13 protein-coding genes are annotated in these 16,821 nt (G+C 49.8%); 11 read left to right on the top strand and 2 right to left on the bottom strand.

What is annotated here, in order from left to right:
- Positions 1 to 35: 35 nt before the first annotated feature.
- The 7 genes from H6F90_RS22310 (at position 36) to H6F90_RS22280 (ending at position 11,905) form a co-directional block, all read left to right on the top strand.
- Positions 36 to 1,622, top strand: coding sequence for a hypothetical protein (locus H6F90_RS22310; RefSeq protein ID WP_190554359.1), 1,587 nt, complete (start codon positions 36 to 38; stop codon positions 1,620 to 1,622).
- A gap of 84 nt (positions 1,623 to 1,706) precedes the next feature.
- Positions 1,707 to 4,136, top strand: a complete 2,430-nt coding sequence (locus H6F90_RS22305; RefSeq protein ID WP_190554358.1) for a GH116 family glycosyl hydrolase — start codon at positions 1,707 to 1,709, stop codon at positions 4,134 to 4,136.
- Between the two features lie 69 nt (positions 4,137 to 4,205).
- Positions 4,206 to 7,220 carry a zinc-dependent metalloprotease gene (locus H6F90_RS22300; protein WP_242024591.1) on the top strand — a complete coding sequence of 1,005 codons (3,015 nt, stop codon included), beginning with the start codon at positions 4,206 to 4,208 and terminating at the stop codon, positions 7,218 to 7,220.
- Positions 7,221 to 7,406: 186 nt separating this feature from the next.
- Positions 7,407 to 7,619 (top strand): hypothetical protein, encoded by a 213-nt coding sequence (locus tag H6F90_RS22295; protein ID WP_190554357.1) that lies wholly within the window; start codon positions 7,407 to 7,409, stop codon positions 7,617 to 7,619.
- A gap of 377 nt (positions 7,620 to 7,996) precedes the next feature.
- Positions 7,997 to 8,416: a hypothetical protein gene (locus tag H6F90_RS22290; protein ID WP_190554356.1), complete on the top strand. Its 420-nt coding sequence runs from the start codon at positions 7,997 to 7,999 to the stop codon at positions 8,414 to 8,416.
- Between the two features lie 461 nt (positions 8,417 to 8,877).
- Complete coding sequence (locus tag H6F90_RS22285) at positions 8,878 to 10,245, top strand: NAD-dependent succinate-semialdehyde dehydrogenase (RefSeq protein ID WP_190554355.1); 1,368 nt, start codon at positions 8,878 to 8,880, stop codon at positions 10,243 to 10,245.
- 22 nt (positions 10,246 to 10,267) lie between these two features.
- Positions 10,268 to 11,905, top strand: a complete 1,638-nt coding sequence (locus tag H6F90_RS22280) for an acetolactate synthase large subunit (protein WP_313930017.1) — start codon at positions 10,268 to 10,270, stop codon at positions 11,903 to 11,905.
- Here H6F90_RS22280 and H6F90_RS22275 read toward each other — a convergent pair.
- A complete protein-coding gene (locus H6F90_RS22275) occupies positions 11,868 to 12,068 on the bottom strand; it encodes a hypothetical protein (RefSeq protein ID WP_190554354.1) in 201 nt (66 codons plus the stop codon). The two genes, H6F90_RS22280 and H6F90_RS22275, sit on opposite strands and share 38 nt — an antisense overlap.
- Positions 12,069 to 12,494: 426 nt before the next feature.
- Here H6F90_RS22275 and H6F90_RS22270 point away from each other — a divergent pair, with 426 nt between their 5' ends.
- On the top strand, positions 12,495 to 13,067 hold the full coding sequence (locus H6F90_RS22270; RefSeq protein ID WP_190554353.1) for an FHA domain-containing protein: 573 nt from the start codon (positions 12,495 to 12,497) through the stop codon (positions 13,065 to 13,067).
- A 23-nt stretch (positions 13,068 to 13,090) separates the two neighbouring features.
- Positions 13,091 to 15,082, top strand: a complete 1,992-nt coding sequence (locus H6F90_RS22265) for an FHA domain-containing protein (protein WP_242024590.1) — start codon at positions 13,091 to 13,093, stop codon at positions 15,080 to 15,082.
- A 7-nt stretch (positions 15,083 to 15,089) separates the two neighbouring features.
- Here the strand turns inward: H6F90_RS22265 and H6F90_RS22260 are convergent, their stop codons facing one another.
- Positions 15,090 to 15,731, bottom strand: coding sequence for a MarC family protein (locus H6F90_RS22260; protein ID WP_190431179.1), 642 nt, complete (start codon positions 15,729 to 15,731; stop codon positions 15,090 to 15,092).
- Positions 15,732 to 15,844: 113 nt separating this feature from the next.
- Here H6F90_RS22260 and H6F90_RS22255 point away from each other — a divergent pair, with 113 nt between their 5' ends.
- A complete protein-coding gene (locus H6F90_RS22255; protein ID WP_190554352.1) occupies positions 15,845 to 16,273 on the top strand; it encodes a hypothetical protein in 429 nt (142 codons plus the stop codon).
- A 64-nt stretch (positions 16,274 to 16,337) separates the two neighbouring features.
- Positions 16,338 to 16,817 (top strand): DUF4332 domain-containing protein, encoded by a 480-nt coding sequence (locus H6F90_RS22250; protein WP_190554351.1) that lies wholly within the window; start codon positions 16,338 to 16,340, stop codon positions 16,815 to 16,817.
- Positions 16,818 to 16,821 lie beyond the last annotated feature (4 nt).

Here is a 16,821-nt window from a genome sequence, read left to right as displayed (position 1 = left end):
CAACACCTAAATCACTCATAACTTTTGAGCTAGCAATGAGACTTAAAAAACTGCTCCTCACGCACACAGCCAATCCAACCGAATTAGCTGGAAAAATTCTCATTCTTCTAGCGATCGGTTTTGGCTTCTTTAGCCGAGTGGTGAGTGTGTTTCAGTACAACACTTTTGATGTAGGATTCTCTCCCGATCAAGTTCGAGATGCCAATATCTACATGCAAATGTGGCGAGGAGTTTGGCCAAGTTTAGGGCCAGCCTCTTCAATTGGCGGTTATAATACGTTGCCACTTTATTATTATTTGGTATTTCCGTTTACCATCTTTGGACCTGAGCCAGTTTTTCAAGCCTTACCTAATGCTTTATTTTCTTTTTTATCAATTCCATTTCTAATCTATTTGGTCTATCAACTTTTAGAAAATCTAACTCCGGCAAAACGATTGTTTTTGGCAGGCTTAGCAGGATTCTGGTATAGCAGCTTATTTGTTGACATTTACTTAAGCACCTATGAATGGAACCCTAGTCCAATTCCGTTCTTTTTAGTTTGTTTTGCACTACTCTACCAATTTCAGCTAGAAAATAACGCTTCTACGAAGCTTCAAATACTTTCTTGGGCAGCTTATGGCGTGGTTTTAGCGATTCTGGCTAGTCTTCACTCCAGCACCATGTTTGTGATGCCTGTCGTTTTCATTGCCAGCTCTATTTTATTTATTGCTAAAAATCGGAAGCGATCGCGGCAGTGCTTACTGCCCCTTATTTCCGTTATGTCAGCAATCATTTGTTTGTTGCCTTACTGGAAAGGTGAAGTCAGCCGTGGCTGGGTAAACACAAAGGAAATCCTCCTCACTGTCTTCAATTCCAATCGAGAAGTTCAAGCTTATACACCCTGGGAGAAAGCCGGCAGAATTCTGTTCAACTATGCAGAATTAGGCAGACAAGCTTATTTTCTAAATGCTTCTTGGCTGTTTACTATTATTGCTCTCATATTTCTATTTCTAGTTCTAATCTTAGGTAGCTTTAAGCTTAAAGGCAACAAAACTATCTTTGCTTTTTTAGCCTTCACCTGGTTGGTCTATTTCTACGCCGCCTCTAACCATACGGGTGTGTATCCTATCCACTTTAAGATGCCAATTTTATTTAGTCCGATTATCTTTACTGTTCTCAGCCTTGCAGCATTTGGCACTAATTCCCAACCAAAAACCCTAGTTAGCAATCTCACGATTTTCTCTTTGCTTTTAGGCACCGTGGTTTCAATTGGCATCAATCTCAACATGGACTATGAGTATATGTCTGGCAAGTATGGAGCCAATCGGGTAATTACAACGCAAGAAATGGTGGAGGTATTGAATCAATTACCTGCTGGTTCCACGATTTGCGATCGCAACATCAGAGGATGGAGAAAAGTTAATCATCCATACCGTTATCTTGACAAATACATTACCAAGAGATCTTTTAAGATTACCGCCGAGTGTCAACCAGGCAGTTACGCTCTACATTCCAAGTTTTACTACCAGTTTTTAGAAGATAATTTGTGGCCTGCGCTTAAGGTTGCGCCGACTAAACCCTTTTCAGGAAATGCAACGCTGCTTTGGGAAACACCCACGACTTCTGTGTATCGTTTTCAGTAAATTCTCTACAATTTCAACTCCCGAATTTTCTACAATTTCAACTCCCGAATTTTCAAGTGGGGCAGCAGCCTCTAAAATCGGGAGATGACGAATCAGCATCCTCTTTCAGCAATTCCTGCTTGTGCTTGGCAACGGCCTATTGGTCTAGGTTGGGACAAGCCTTACACCGTTCGCTACCCTAGCAATTTAGATGATGGTCCCTGGCATGGCATGCCTTTAGGCGGCTTTGGGGCTGGGTGTATCGGTCGTTCCTCACGGGGAGACTCCAATCTCTGGCACATCGACGGCGGTGAGCATGTTTTTCAATCGATTCCAGCCTGCCAGTTTAGTGTTTTCGAGCAAGTTGGCACAGCCACCCCTCAAGCTTATGCCCTCTGCACCGAACCCCCTACAGACGGTAGCCTCAGCGACTGGCAATGGTACCCCCAACAATCTGGCACCTATCACGCACTTTATCCCAGAAGTTGGTTTGTCTACTCTGGTGTGTTTCAAGCCGAATTAACCTGCAAGCAGTTCTCACCGATTTGGGCACACAACTACCAGGAAGCCAGTTATCCGATCGCGGTTTTTGAATGGACTGCCCATAATCCCACTGATCAACCAATCACCCTCAGCATCATGCTGACCTGGCAAAACATGGTGGGTTGGTTCACCAATGCCAACAAGTCACCAGATGTCCGGGTGCGAGATGATGGTAGCCCTGTCTATGAGTACCAGCCGCGCTTAGGCGAGAGCCAAGGTAACTTCAATCAGTGGGTAGTGGATCGTCATCGGGTGGGGTGCTTGTTAGATCGTGCAGGTCGAGACCCTAACGCCAACCCGCAGGAAGGAGAGGGGCAGTGGGCGATCGCTTCTCTCGCACCTCCTTACACCTCAGAAGTGTTTTACCACACCCGCTGGAACCCCGTGGGCGACGGAGCTGACGTTTGGCAGACCTTTGCCCAAGATGGTTCTTTGGCAGACTGTAGCGACGAGACTCCAGCGGCAGCAGGAGAGCAAGTCGGTGCAGCGATCGCCATCCGTTTTACTCTTGCGCCTGGTGAGTCTCGGCAGATTCCTTTTGTCTTGGCTTGGGATTTCCCTGTTACCGAATTTGCTGCTGGGGTGGAGTACTACCGCCGCTATACCGATTTCTTTGGGCGCAGTGGGCAAAATGCTTGGTCCATGGTTCGGACAGCGCTCAAGCAGTACGAAGACTGGAACGCCAAAATTCAAGCGTGGCAGCAACCGATTCTAGAGCGAGCCGATTTGCCCGACTGGTTCAAGATGGCCCTGTTTAATGAGCTGTACGACCTCACGGATGGCGGAGCGTTATGGAGTGCGGCAAGCGATCGCGACCCCATTGGCCAGTTTGCGGTTTTGGAATGTATTGACTACCGCTGGTACGAAAGCTTAGATGTGCGGTTGTATGGCTCCTTCGGGCTGCTGATGCTGTGGCCAGAACTAGAAAAATCCGTGATGCGAGCCTTTGCCCGCGCTATTCCTGCTGCTGACGATCGCACTCGTGTGATTGGCTACTACTACACTATTGGTGCAGAAAGCCCAACGGCATTGCGAAAAATTGCCAACGCCACTCCGCACGATTTAGGGGCTCCCAATGAGCATGTCTGGGAGAAAACCAACTACACCAGCTACCAAGACTGCAACCTCTGGAAAGACCTGCCCTCCGATTTTGTCTTGCAGGTTTACCGGGATTACCTGCTAACCGGAGCCAAGGATATTCAGTTCTTAGAAGAATGCTGGCCCTCAGTTGTGGCTGCCTTGGCTTATCTCAAAACCTTTGACCTCGATGGCGATGGCATCCCGGAAAACTCCGGTGCTCCCGACCAAACCTTTGATGATTGGCGACTACAGGGAATTAGTGCTTACTGCGGTGCTTTGTGGATTGCTGCCCTGGAAGCCGCGATCGCGATTGGCCAGATTTTGATTAATCAGCACACAGCTACCTCTGATGCAGAGATTGAAGCGGCGATCGCAACTTATCAAACTTGGCTGGTTCAAGCACGTCCCCTCTACCAAGCCAAACTCTGGAATGGTCAATACTACCGCCTCGACAGTGAAAGTGGCTCGGATGTAGTGATGGCCGACCAGCTCTGCGGCCAATTCTACGCGCGGTTGCTCAGCTTGCCAGATGTCGTCCCTCTAGACTGCACCCAGTCAGCCTTAAACACCGTCTACGAAGCCTGCTTCTTGAAGTTCTTTGAGGGGAAATTTGGAGCGGCCAATGGAGTCAAACCCGATGGCTCACCAGAAAATCCTCAAGCCACCCATCCGTTAGAAGTTTGGACTGGAATTAACTTCGGACTCGCTGCTTTTTTGCTACAGATGGAGAGGAAGGCTGAAGCATTCCAACTGACCGAGGCAGTAGTCCAGCAAATCTATACTCACGGTTTGCAATTCCGCACACCCGAAGCCATCACTGCGAATGGTACCTTCCGAGCTAGCCATTATTTGCGGGCAATGGCGATTTGGGCGATCTATGGCGTGTTGACTGGATTCGATACAGAGTCCTAGTTAGGACAATCCGTAGATTGTTTAAATTTGCGCTATTTCCCCCGTTATTTGGGGATAGCTTTAGTATGAATGCTTCATTTAATGGTGCAGGAGTTTACCCTACCCTCCCGCACCGTTTACCTTTTCGTCATTGGCAGTAGGGGCGTCGTGGGTGAAATGAAAAAGTTTTCGTTCTATATCGCTTTTCTCTGTGGCTTATTTCTGTTTTTAGGAGTAGGTCTAGTCCAGGCTTACGAACCCAATGTCAGCACCAATGCAGCGATCGCACCCAACTCCACACTCGTAACGAGCGATCCAGCCACTATCCAACTCCTGGTCGAGCCAACCATAAATCAGGCTTTGGATCAGGCCGTAGGAAATGCTGAAAGCTTGGTTGACTCCAAACCCTTCGCGATCGCCGCAGCGGACGAGTCCTCCAAAGATGCAGACGAAGCATCAGACCTACCCGATCTGCAACCCTTCGATAAAGTCATTAAGAAAACTCAAAAAATCAGCGGGCTGTTTACCCTCTATCGCAACAAAGAGACAGGTAAACTCTACGCTGAAATCAAGCCAGGACAGTTGAACCAAAACTTCTTGGCCACCATGACTTTAGAATCTGGAATCGGGGAAAGCGGGCTCTACAGTGGTTTGCCCACCGGAGACTTTCTTTTTCAGTTTCGCCGAGTCAATCAGAACATTCATTTCGTGGTGCCCAACACCTATTTCCGCACCCGCGCTGGTGATCCACTCCAACGATCCCTTGACCGATCCTTTAGTGATTCTGTCCTCGCGTCCCTACCGATCAAAAGTATCCATCCCAAACGCAAGACAGTCTTGGTCGATTTAGGTCCCCTCCTACTCAATGACTTTGCCAGCCTCTCTCCAGTTGTAAGCTGGATGCTAGAAAGCCCCTACAGCATTGATTCCAATAAGTCTTACTTCGGTCCAGCTAAGGCGTTTCCGTTCAATGTGGAAATCGAGTCAGTGTATGGCTTTTCTGGCGGAGGCGGAGAGGGTGCTCCCTCCTATATCAATGCGTTACCTGACAGCCGCGCCTTGACCTTACGAGTTCATTACAGCTTCTCGGAGTTGCCCAAAAACAATCCCTATCGACCTCGGATTGCAGACGATCGCGTGGGTTACTTCATCACGGCCTATCAAGATTTTTCGGATGACAACCGCCGAGAACCGTTCGTCCGCTACATCAACCGCTGGGACTTACAGAAACAAGACCCAGATGCAGCTCTGTCACCTCCCAAGCAACCGATTGTCTTCTGGATTGAGAACACAGTGCCGCTGGAGTACCGCGAGGCAGTCCAAGAAGGCGTACTGATGTGGAATCGGGCCTTTGAGAAAATTGGCTTCCTGAATGCGATCGAAGTCAAGCAGATGCCTGACAACGCCACTTGGGACCCTGCGGACATTCGCTATAACACGATTCGCTGGTTCAACTCCTTCGACAGCGCCTTCGCGATGGGGCCTTCTCGCGTCAATCCCCTCACAGGCGAAATTCTCGACGCTGACATTATTGTCGATGGCAACTTCATTCGCTATCTCAAGCAAGGTTTTCAGGCCTTGGTGTCCCAAAGCCAACCTTCCGGGCAGCCCTCTAGTCAGCCTTCTGGCCCAGCCACTGCCAAAAACTTGTGTGCGCTAGGCGGAGTGCAGCCTCGTTATTTGCGGGCCATGCAATCTGACTCTGCGATCGCTCAGCCTGCCATTCCCCCTGCGGTGGCTCGGATCGTGCAGCAAACCCACGAGCAAGATGCTTGTTATGGCATGGAGCTAGCTCACCAATTTGCGGCTGGGCACCTCTCCCTCTCCTTGTTGCAGAATGCTATGCCCAGCGGGGCAGAAATGCAGAAATATATCCATCAGTTCATGCGAGAGCTGATTGCTCATGAAGTCGGGCATACATTGGGGTTGCGGCATAATTTCCACGGCAGCACAATGGTTCCGCCCCAAGACCTCAATAATACTAAACTCACCCAATCTCAGGGCCTAGTTGCCTCGGTGATGGACTACAACGCTGCTAACCTAGCTCCTCAAGGCGGCAAGCAGGGCGACTATTTTACTGAGGTGGTCGGTCCCTACGATGAGTGGGCGATCGAGTACGGTTACAAGCCGATTGTCGCGACGGTACCGCAGGCAGAAATTCGGGGATTACAAGCGATCGCCCAACGCGCTCCGCAAGCTCACCTAGCCTATGCCACCGACGAAGACGTCATCGCAGGTCTCGATCCAGAGGTAAACGCCTTTGATTTGAGTGGCGATGTTTTGCTCTACTCACAATGGCAGATGGACAACGCTCGTGAAATGTGGAAACGGCTCGACAAGCGTTATCCCGTAGCAGGAGAAAGCTATAGCGAAGTTCGGGACGTTTTCGACACTATCTTTTTCTACTACTTGGGCTATGCCCTCAATGCCAACAACTTCATTGGTGGTCAATCCTTAAGTCGTTACCACGGGGGAGATGCTGCTGGCCGTCTACCGTTAGAACCGATTCCGGTGGAAAAACAGCGGCAAGCCTTGGCCCTGGTCCAGAAATATGTGTTCAATGAAGAGTCCTTCCAGTTCTCGCCCCGACTCCTCAACAAGTTAGCGCCCTCACGCTGGAACCATTGGGGCACCAACGTTCCAGTGTTTAATCTGGATTATCCCATTCACGATCGCGTCTTGTTTCTCCAAAGCATTGTGCTGCGAGATCTCCTCTCTGCCGATCGCCTCAGCCGACTGCAAGACACAGAGCTCAAAACCGAACCTGGAAAAGCTTTAACGCTGCCAGAACTATTTGACACCCTTCAAACCAGCATTTGGCAAGGAGTGGTGCGGCCTAGTGACCAGCCGATGAAATTCTCCAGCCTCAATCGCGCCCTGCAACGCGAACATCTGAATCTCTTAACTGCGATGGTGCTGCGAAAGCGGGAAGCCCCAGAAGATGCCCGAACCCTAGCCTGGTATGAGCTACGACAATTACATGGCTCACTGAGCGATACCTTACGCAAACAAGGCCGCAAGCTAGACACATACACCAAAGCTCACTTAGAGGAAACTCGCGATCGCATTGCTAAAACCCTAGAAGCTCAATTGCAAACTAACTGAGTGCTTGTCCTCCGTAAGCATGACAGCTCCCCTCAATTTATACTGAACCTGAGAAGGGGAGCACGTTAGCCTTTCGAGACAGGATTTGTCCGGAGTCTTGGCGCATCTTTAGAAATATCTATTGGCTCAAGTTCGTGTCACGACACTTCATGGGCTGACATGGAATGACGAATTCAAGAGAAGACCATGTTTGCAGACTCCAAGCCAACTGCACTCCTAGACAAAAACAAATTCCCCGAGCAAGACTCCCCACTCGATATTGCGGGTGCCTTTGATCCATTTCTCAGCTTTGGAGCCATTGATGGCGATGCTGAAAGCTGGACGGAGCTACTTGCTTACTCTTGGGGCGTTGATTGGAATGCTTCAGATTCTATTAACGATGAATCAGCTGGTGTGTAAGTACACTCAATCGCAGCAACGCCAGAAACCATCACTCAGGCTTTAAGGCAGCCTCAACCAAGATTCACCCACAATTGCAAATTAAATACTTTCTAGCGATCGCCCTTTGTCATCCCCCTAGACAAAGCGGCGATTATTTTTTACTGCGAGGTTGGGCATACTGAATCTTGGACTCTGAGCCTTTATCTGTGGGCCAAGCCTTCCAGACGAGAGCAATTTCTGCAATTTTTTACTCTTCAGGAACAGTATAAATTTATACTTCGTCTATTCCTGTATAAGAGAGATTTCCCTTCCCTTCGTTCAGGTTTCAGGCTTCGTTCCCGCTGCAATTCGCGATCGCTAGAGCATCACCCATTCTTAAGCTTCCCCAGACAACTATGAAGAAATTATTGTATTCGGGCCTGATCATTGTCTGCCTCGCCACCGTGACAATGCCTGCAATGGCTAAAGGCAAACCCCAGAAGCAGCAGAAGCCGCAAAAAACAGAGAAAATTTCCGAGCAGTCTAGCTCAACCGATCCAAATCTTCAGCCAATTTGTCAACAAAGCCCTTTAGGCACTGAGAGTAAGGCTGCTAACCTACGTTCTAACAAGGGTGGAAAACTGCGCGGTCAAGCGCGGGCTCAGTATGTGCATCAACTCAACCAAGCTAAAAAGCAGCAGCGCTTAGCAGGGCAAGTGCCAAATGCCTGCACAGGTCTACCGCAGCTACCCTCCAGTTCTACAACTGTGCCCTCAACGACTACAACTTCCACCAGTCAAACTTCTACTTCAGTTGAGATCAACACCGTAAAGTAAGCGTTTACGAAACCTAGGCCTCTGCTCAGACCTTGCCTTGCCAGGTAACGCTAATTTCGATTTACCAGATCTGCATCTTGATCAAACAACCTCTGGCCTCCGGGTTGGAGGTTGTCTCCTACTTGGGATAGGGATCAAGGGCTCAATATCCGCCATTCAAGAAATTTGTTGTTAGACTCGTGCTAGCAGCTGGTAGCTACACAACTGATTTAGTAAGCACATTGACTAATCTCTTACCCTCCAAGTATCCAACTGACTGCCATTTCTTTACAGCAGATGAACTTCTTCTCAACACGCTGCGAAAGCTGAGAATTTTCTAGAACTGCTGGCTCCATGTCTGTTTCTACGCATTGAGCGTCTATGAATTGAGCAGAATCAGACACTTGAGGCACTTGGGGTATTTGAGTCAGCCAAGGCGAGCTAGATGAGCTACCTCATTTGTGTTCAACGGGAGGTTGGATATGGGGCTCGCAACGATTAACCCAGCCACGGGAGAGACGCTCAAGACATTTGAACCCCTTACAGACGCAGAACTAGAAGCTAAACTTCAGCAAGCAGACCAAGCCTTTCAGCAGTATCGAAAAACTGCGATCGCGCAACGGGCGGAGTGGATGCAGGCCGCCGCGCAGATTCTCGAGACAAACAAAGAGCACTTCGGCAAAATCATGACCCTGGAAATGGGCAAAACTCTTAAGTCAGCGATCGCTGAAGTAGAGAAATGCGCTTGGGTCTGTCGCTACTACGCAGAAAACGCCGCAGAGTTTTTGGCGGATGTGCCAGCCCAAACTGATGCCAGTCAGAGTTTTGTGCGCTACCAGCCCATTGGAGCAGTGCTAGCAGTGATGCCGTGGAACTTTCCCTTTTGGCAAGTCTTCCGTTTTGCCGCACCTGCTCTGATGGTCGGAAATGTTGGCTTGCTTAAACATGCCTCAAACGTGCCGCAGTGCGCCTTAGCCATCCAAGACGTTTTTGATAAAGCTGGTTTTCCGCCTGGAGTATTCCAAACGCTGCTGATCGGCTCGGATCGCGTGGCAGCTCTAGTTGCCGACGACCGCGTCAAAGCAGCCGCCCTAACGGGAAGCGAACATGCAGGCGCTAGTCTCGCCTCTGCTTGTGGCAAGCAAATCAAAAAAACGGTATTGGAGTTGGGTGGCAGTGACCCATTTATTGTCTTAGGGAGTGCGGATCTAGAAGCAGCAGTAACCACCGCTGTAACTGCGCGTCTTATGAACAACGGCCAATCTTGCATTGCTGGCAAGCGCTTTATTATTGCTGAGGCGATCGCCGATCAGTTTGAGCGCCGCTTAGTCGAGCAGTATCAGGCGCTGAAAGTGGGCGACCCAATGAATCTCGACACCGATATTGGTCCCTTAGCCACCCCTGACATCCTGCAAGATTTAGACCATCAGGTGCAGGCTTGCCTAGAAAAAGGTGCAAGAGCGCCAGTGGGTGGGCATCCTATAAAAGAGCGCCCTGGTAATTTCTACGCTCCCACAATTCTCACCGACTTTCCTCCTGGTACCCCTGCCGACCAAGAAGAATTTTTTGGTCCGGTGGCACTGCTATTTCGGGTGAAAGATATCGATGAAGCGATTCGCCTCGCTAACAGCACTTCATTTGGCTTGGGAGCCAGTGCTTGGACCCAAGTCGCAGACGAAGCCAGCCGCCTGATCGAAGAACTAGACGCGGGTGCTGTATTTATTAACGGGCTTGTCAAATCCGATCCGCGCCTGCCCTTTGGTGGCATTAAGCGATCGGGATATGGGCGAGAGTTAGGCATTCAGGGCATTCATGAATTCGTCAATATCAAAACCGTTTGGGTGAAATGACATGGGTGAAACGACAGGTCAAATCAACACTGCTGAACTGTTGGTTAAGTGCCTAGAAAATGAGGGAGTTCGCTACGTTTTTGGCTTACCTGGAGAGGAAAACCTCCACATGCTGGAAGCCTTAAGCCATTCCTCAATTCAGTTCATCACCACTCGTCACGAGCAAGGCGCTGCTTTCATGGCAGATGTCTATGGTCGGTTGACGGGGAAAGCGGGAGTTTGCCTCTCCACCCTCGGCCCTGGTGCCACCAACTTAATGACTGGTGTAGCAGATGCCAATCTAGATCGTGCTCCGCTAATTGCTATCACTGGGCAAGTTGGCACCGATCGCATGCACATTGAATCACACCAATACCTCGACTTGGTGGCCATGTTTGCGCCTGTAACCAAGTGGAACGCCCAAATTGTTCGCCCTAGCAATACTCCAGAAATCGTCCGCAAAGCGTTCAAGATCGCTGAAAGCGAGAAACCAGGTGCCGTTCACATCGATTTCCCAGAAAATATTGCCGCCATGACGGCTCCAGGGCAACCCCTGTCCAAGTGCTCGATGGAGAAAGTCTACGCTTCATTCCACAGCATTGAGCAAGCAGCATTGGCGATCGCTAATGCTAAAAACCCGATCATTCTGGTAGGTAACGGAGCAATTCGGGCGCATGCTAGCGAAACCTTGACTAAGTTCGCTACAGAACTCAACATTCCTGTGGCGAATACCTTTATGGGCAAAGGGGTGATTCCTTACACCCATCCTTTAGCTTTGTGGTCAGTGGGTTTGCAATTGCGCGACTACATCAGTTGTGGCTTCGATCGCGCTGACTTAGTAATTGCGATTGGTTACGACTTAATCGAATATTCACCCAAGAAGTGGAACCCCAACGGCACGATTCCGATTGTGCATATTGGCGAAACCACCGCAGAAGTTGATAGCAGCTATATGCCGATCGCCGATGTCGTGGGAGATATTTCTGATTCTCTAGAAGAAATATTGAAGCGCTCTAACCGCCAAGGCCAGCCAGAGCCTTATGCCATTAGCTTACGGGCAGACATTCAAGCTGACTACGAGCAGTATGCCAAGGATGACGGTTTCCCCATTAAACCCCAGAAGCTAGTCTACGACCTACGGCAAGTCATGGGGCCAGAGGACGTGGTGATCTCTGATGTGGGTGCACACAAAATGTGGATGGCGCGACACTACCACTGCGATCGCCCCAACACCTGCATTATCTCCAATGGGTTTGCGGCGATGGGCATTGCCATACCAGGGGCGATCGCGGCTAAGCTGGTGCACCCAGACCGTAAGGTAGTCGCGGTAACTGGAGATGGTGGTTTTATGATGAACTGCCAAGAGCTAGAAACCGCGCTACGAGTCGGCACCGCTTTCGTCACCATCATCTTTAACGACGGTGGCTATGGCTTAATCGAATGGAAACAACAGAACTACTACGGCCATTCTGCCTTTGTTAAATTCACCAATCCTGACTTTGTGAAGCTGGCTGAAAGCATGGGCTTGAAAGGCTACCGAGTTGAATCTGCAACCGATTTGATTCCTACTTTGAAAACGGCCTTAGCTCAGGATGTCCCAGCCGTGATCGATTGCCCAGTGGACTACAGCGAAAATCTGCGCTTTACCCAAAAAGCTGGAGATCTAAGCTGTGCGATGTAGTTGGCGACTTGGGCGGGTTCTGGCGGCGCTGCTTGAGCTTCTGCCAGAGCATCACCACCAGTTCTTTTTCTCGGGGGGCGAGGTCTGTCATCTCGCGCCCCCAAAACTTAGTCACCTCATCCTGGTTAATATTGTCTCGTTTGGGAGCGCCACTTGTAGCCATAAGTTATGCTCCGTGAAAAGCTACAACAACGGACTGAGTTAATCTCTTTGATATTTAATAAAGATTTAATTAATTTTGCTGTGAGACACATCACAATCAAAAGAATTTTGTACTTTTCTATCTAAAAGAAATATAGAAATCCTAAATGATTTATCAATTTGCTGGGTTGCGAGAGACGCACCCCACTTAGGATTGCTAGACCTAAACAAGAAAATAATCCGCTGCTTTTATTGCGCTCCTAAAAAAAGCAATATCAAGATTACCAGCCGAACTTTGATAAGCAAATTTACTCATTAGAAAACACAAAGTAAGCAGAAGATTCAGACTTGTGAATCCGAGCCATTTCATAAATCTGGCAAACCAGAATAGGGAATTGCACCCGCTACAGCTGAGGTAATTGATAGCAAGTCATTAAAAGCTGGGACGATGTACGAAATCACTTTCGTCTGGACTGAGTCAGGTCAGACCAAAACTCAAACGCTGCATCCCTTTCAACCCACCAAAAATGCGGGTGTTTTCCGGGTTGGGCGTGATCCAGAGCGCTGTGATTGGATCCTACCGCACCCGACCGTCTCCGGTTTGCATGTTGAGATTTTCTGGCAACCGCACCAGCAGCACTATTATTTGCGCAATCTGCGAGATCAAAATCCTCCTGTAATTGATGGTTTGCCTTTGATGCAGGGCGAGGCAGCGCTCAAGGTAGGTAGCCAGATTAGGTTAGGCCAAGTAGATCTGACCGTTACTGCGATCGCGCCAATTATGGCTACGCTGCTTCTAGAACCCCAGTTTTTTGCTACTCCTATGACTCCTGCTCTTACTCCTGTTCACACTCCTGCTCCCAGTCCACTGCTCGCTGTGGTTCCAGTAGCTAGTGCTGTCTACGGCCTCAAGTGCCCCAAATGCCACCAAGTTTTGGCCTATGAGCATGTAGCGGCAGGGTGTCATTGGTGTGGGGCTTCCTTAGCAGCGGCAGTCAGTGTCATACTGTCGCCAACGTAGCCATCAGGTGATAGGAGTTGCCCATGATGGGGGCTGCACCATTCCAAATTCAATTGAGCTGGGAAGAACCTGTTACCGGGGAGCGGCGATCGCCAGTTTTGACGGTGCCGATCGCTCTGGGACGAGAATTTTCTCACATGCCCGCTCTGATGGGAGAACAACGAGTTTGCCGAGTTGTTCTAGCCAGTGACGATATTTCCCGCTTCCATGCCTTGATCACCTTCGAGCCAGATGGCTTAGTCGTGACCGATCAAAGCAGCATTAATGGCACGCTAGTCAACGGAGTGCTGCATCATCGCAGTTTCTTAGCCAACGGCGACACGATCCAGATTGGTCCCTATGCGATCGCCATTTCCTTCGCCGTCACTCCTCCGGCACCTGCCGCATCTCCTTCAACTCCACCTTCTCTGGCGGCAACTCAGTTACCTGATCCTCGTTTTGCCGTCACAGAGTTACCGAGTCCCGACGAGGTCAATCTAACTGATGCATCTTTTCCACCCGCTCTGTTTCAAAATCAGCAAGTCTCAGTACAAGATTTGTTTGCCACAGGGTTACCCGTTCAAGAAACTGACTACGCTGCGATCGGAGCAGGGTTAGGTAGCTTTTGCTGGGTTGATTTGTTGCGAATTTGTGGAGTCCACACAGCGCAAATTATTGCTTTAGGCATGGAGCCTCAGCCCCATGCTCGCTATCAACGTCTCTGCCTCAACTCTCAGATTCCCTCGCATGAACGGTTACGCTCCAACTCTGATTCTTGTCCGGATAATATTTGGGGCTGGCCCAGTTATGCGTTGCGGGAAGCTTGGCACGACTTAAGCAAAGGCAGACCTCTTGCAGCACTGAAATATCTGTGGCAGGTATTTGCTGAGCCAACCTTTGCTGAAACCTATACCCCACGGGCTAGCAATGTCTTTGCATCTCTCGATCGCGAAGCTAAACGGATCGGTTGGGAGCAAATGTTTCTCTACGGGCGGGTGCGGGGAATTCGCAAAACCAATGATGGACGGTACGCGATCGCCTATTCTCGCTCAACCTCGCAGCAACGCGATCATGCCTTCCTAGTGGCCCGCTATGTGCAACTTGCCACCGGATACCCTGCGATTCAGTTTTTGCCTGACTTGCAAGCTTATCGCGAGCAAACGAAAGACTTTAAATCGGTGGTGAATGCTTACGAAAATCACGACCATGTGTATGAACACTTGGAACGGCAGGGGGGCACTGTATTGATTCGAGGGCGGGGGATTGTAGCCTCGCGGATTGTGCAGCGGCTCTACGAAGCTCGGCAAAAAAATCCTCACATTGCGGTTTTGCATTTGATGCGATCGCCCAAACCGCAAGGCAACAAGTTTGGCTTCGGCCAACGCCACGTCGAAAATCATTACGAATTTCAACCGTTCAATTGGCCGAAAGCTTGCTGGAGCGGGGAGTTGCGAACCATGCTAGAGCAAGCCGATCCGCAACAGCGGCAGAGTCTTTTAGCAGTTTGGGGTGGCACGACTACAGCCGATCGCGGAGATTGGCGACGCATGGTAGAAGAGGGGCTGAGTCAAGGTTGGTATCAAATTACTTTTGGGGAAGTCGAGCGGGTAGAACAGGATGCTCGCGATCGCCCTGTGACCTACATTCAAGAACAAAACTTGAAGGGGCAGATGCGCCTGGAAGCAGATTTTGTCATTGATGCAACAGGTTTAGAAGCAAAGGTCAAAACAAACCCACTTCTAGATGATTTGGTGACGCAGTACAGTTTGCCGCTCAATCCGTTAGGTCGCTTGAGTGTAGCTAATGATTTTGAGCTGGTAGAAATGCGGAATGGTCGAGGGCGCATGTATGCAGCGGGAGCTATGACGCTAGGTGGCCCCTATGCAGCGGTCGATAGTTTCTTGGGCTTACAATATGCGGCTCTTTGCGCAGTGGCAGACTTAGCAAAAATGCGCGCTCCTAGTTTGCAACGCTTACACCCTGTGCGATCGCTGAATCAGTGGTTCAAGTGGGTGATTGGGCAACCTCCCTCTTAACAGCCACCTAGTTGAATAGCTCCGGAAGCGAATCTTTGAGGAGGGCGATCGTCCCTTCGGCAATGAACTGTACGGCGATCGCCAAAATGAAAAATCCTAAAACGCGGTTGAAAGCGCCCACGCCACTCTTACCTAAACGAGCCATGACGCGATCGCCTACGGAAAGGCAAAAGTAGATCATGCCACCTAGTAGCAGAATTCCGATCAGAGCGCCTAAATGGTCCAGCAAATGGCTTGATCTCGCTGACAAACCCATCACTACACCAATCGCACCCGGACCGCTCAACATGGGCACAGCCATTGGCGTGAAGGAAATATCTTCTTTTTCTGCAACTTCCTCTCGTTCTGGGGGAGTGAGCCTGGGTCGTACAGTCACCATTTCCCAAGCCGTGTGTGCGATTAGCAAGCCCCCCGCAATTCGTAAGACTCCTAAGGAAAGATCAAAAAATTCTAAAATCAGCCTGCCCGCTAGAAAAAAGATAATCAAGACGCAAATCACATTCAATGAGGTTTTCCGAGCCTGCGCCTGACGATAAGCTTTGGAATCTAAAGCGGTTAAGCTATAGAACAAAGGTACCGCCCCAACGGGGTTGGCAATGGGGAGTAGAGCCAGAAAAGTAGCGGTGACTTCAGCTAGAAGTTGCTGCATGAAACTCGATATGCTCAGCCATAGCAGATTAGATTCAACAGTTCTGTAATATCCTTTACCTACTAGTTTTTCATCAACCTAGTGGCTGAGGTCCTCAAGTTGAGGGTAAAAGTATGACACCTACCTTATTTGGACGCTGGCAAACTCGGTTATTTCTTTTCGCCACAGTCGGTGTTCTGGTGACTCTGCCGTTTGGGCTTGGCTACATTGGCCCTGGTGCGAGTGCCCAGTTTTTCTGGGTGCTGCTCTATGCAGCGCTGTTTGGGCTAGGGTGGGATGCCTTATACACCTACTTGCAAAAGTTACGTTGGGACCGCGACTGGCCGGGAGCCTTGCAACTGTTAGCGGGGCTATGGGAAGCGGTGTTTATTGTGTTGCTCCTAAAGACAGTGGGTTTATTTGGCATTAATCGCAACTTATCCATGTCCGGTTTTTTGTGGCACTACAGCTCAATTTGGCTCGCGATTTATCTAGCGGCTCACAGTTTGATGCGAGTTCTGTTTCCGCGATCGCGCTTCCGGGGCGGGCAGTGGTTATTCTGAGCGCTGTTCTCAGCAGATCCGGGCAACATGCGCCAGAATAGGATTCTTTGTCAGTGACACGACTATGCGTACGCGCGATCGCCATCGTTCCGGGTCTCGTCCTCAACCCCTAAGGCCCTGTAGCTGGCCCATTGAACAACTGCCAGGTCTAAACCAAGAAGACCAAACTCGCTTACAAGGCCACGGCATTCACACTACTCAACAGCTATTGCAACAAGCTGCTACACCCGCTCAGAAACAGCACCTAGCGGCTCAACTGCAAATCCATATTCAGCATGTCAACAAATGGGTGGCTTTAGCTGACCTGGCAAAAATTCCCAATGTGGGCTGTCAATACTGCGGTCTGTTGCTGCATGCAGGCATCGCCTCTTGCGCTCAACTGGCTCAAACCCCTTTGCATCGCCTACACCCCCAAATTATGCGGCTGCAAGTTGCCATGATGCGGCGACCTGATTTGTGCCCTCCTGTGGAAGCAGTGGCGATCTGGATGCAACAGGCGCGATCGCTCACAGCTAGCTCTATTCTGACAACAGGATCTAAATAGCTAG

Source organism: Trichocoleus sp. FACHB-591 (genome assembly GCF_014695845.1).
Taxonomy (GTDB): Bacteria; Cyanobacteriota; Cyanobacteriia; order FACHB-46; family FACHB-46; genus Trichocoleus.
This window is presented reverse-complemented; position numbering and strand designations above follow the sequence as displayed.

What these genes read in the sequence shown, in the direction of transcription:
- H6F90_RS22310 (WP_190554359.1), top strand. Translation starts at nt 36, where the DNA reads ATGAGACTTAAAAAACTGCTCCTCACGCACACAGCCAATCCAACCGAA.
- H6F90_RS22305 (WP_190554358.1), top strand. Translation starts at nt 1,707, where the DNA reads ATGACGAATCAGCATCCTCTTTCAGCAATTCCTGCTTGTGCTTGGCAA.
- H6F90_RS22300 (WP_242024591.1), top strand. Translation starts at nt 4,206, where the DNA reads ATGCTTCATTTAATGGTGCAGGAGTTTACCCTACCCTCCCGCACCGTT.
- H6F90_RS22295 (WP_190554357.1), top strand. Translation starts at nt 7,407, where the DNA reads ATGTTTGCAGACTCCAAGCCAACTGCACTCCTAGACAAAAACAAATTC.
- H6F90_RS22290 (WP_190554356.1), top strand. Translation starts at nt 7,997, where the DNA reads ATGAAGAAATTATTGTATTCGGGCCTGATCATTGTCTGCCTCGCCACC.
- H6F90_RS22285 (WP_190554355.1), top strand. Translation starts at nt 8,878, where the DNA reads ATGGGGCTCGCAACGATTAACCCAGCCACGGGAGAGACGCTCAAGACA.
- H6F90_RS22275 (WP_190554354.1), bottom strand. Translation starts at nt 12,068, where the DNA reads ATGGCTACAAGTGGCGCTCCCAAACGAGACAATATTAACCAGGATGAG.
- H6F90_RS22270 (WP_190554353.1), top strand. Translation starts at nt 12,495, where the DNA reads ATGTACGAAATCACTTTCGTCTGGACTGAGTCAGGTCAGACCAAAACT.
- H6F90_RS22265 (WP_242024590.1), top strand. Translation starts at nt 13,091, where the DNA reads ATGATGGGGGCTGCACCATTCCAAATTCAATTGAGCTGGGAAGAACCT.
- H6F90_RS22260 (WP_190431179.1), bottom strand. Translation starts at nt 15,731, where the DNA reads ATGCAGCAACTTCTAGCTGAAGTCACCGCTACTTTTCTGGCTCTACTC.
- H6F90_RS22255 (WP_190554352.1), top strand. Translation starts at nt 15,845, where the DNA reads ATGACACCTACCTTATTTGGACGCTGGCAAACTCGGTTATTTCTTTTC.
- H6F90_RS22250 (WP_190554351.1), top strand. Translation starts at nt 16,338, where the DNA reads ATGCGTACGCGCGATCGCCATCGTTCCGGGTCTCGTCCTCAACCCCTA.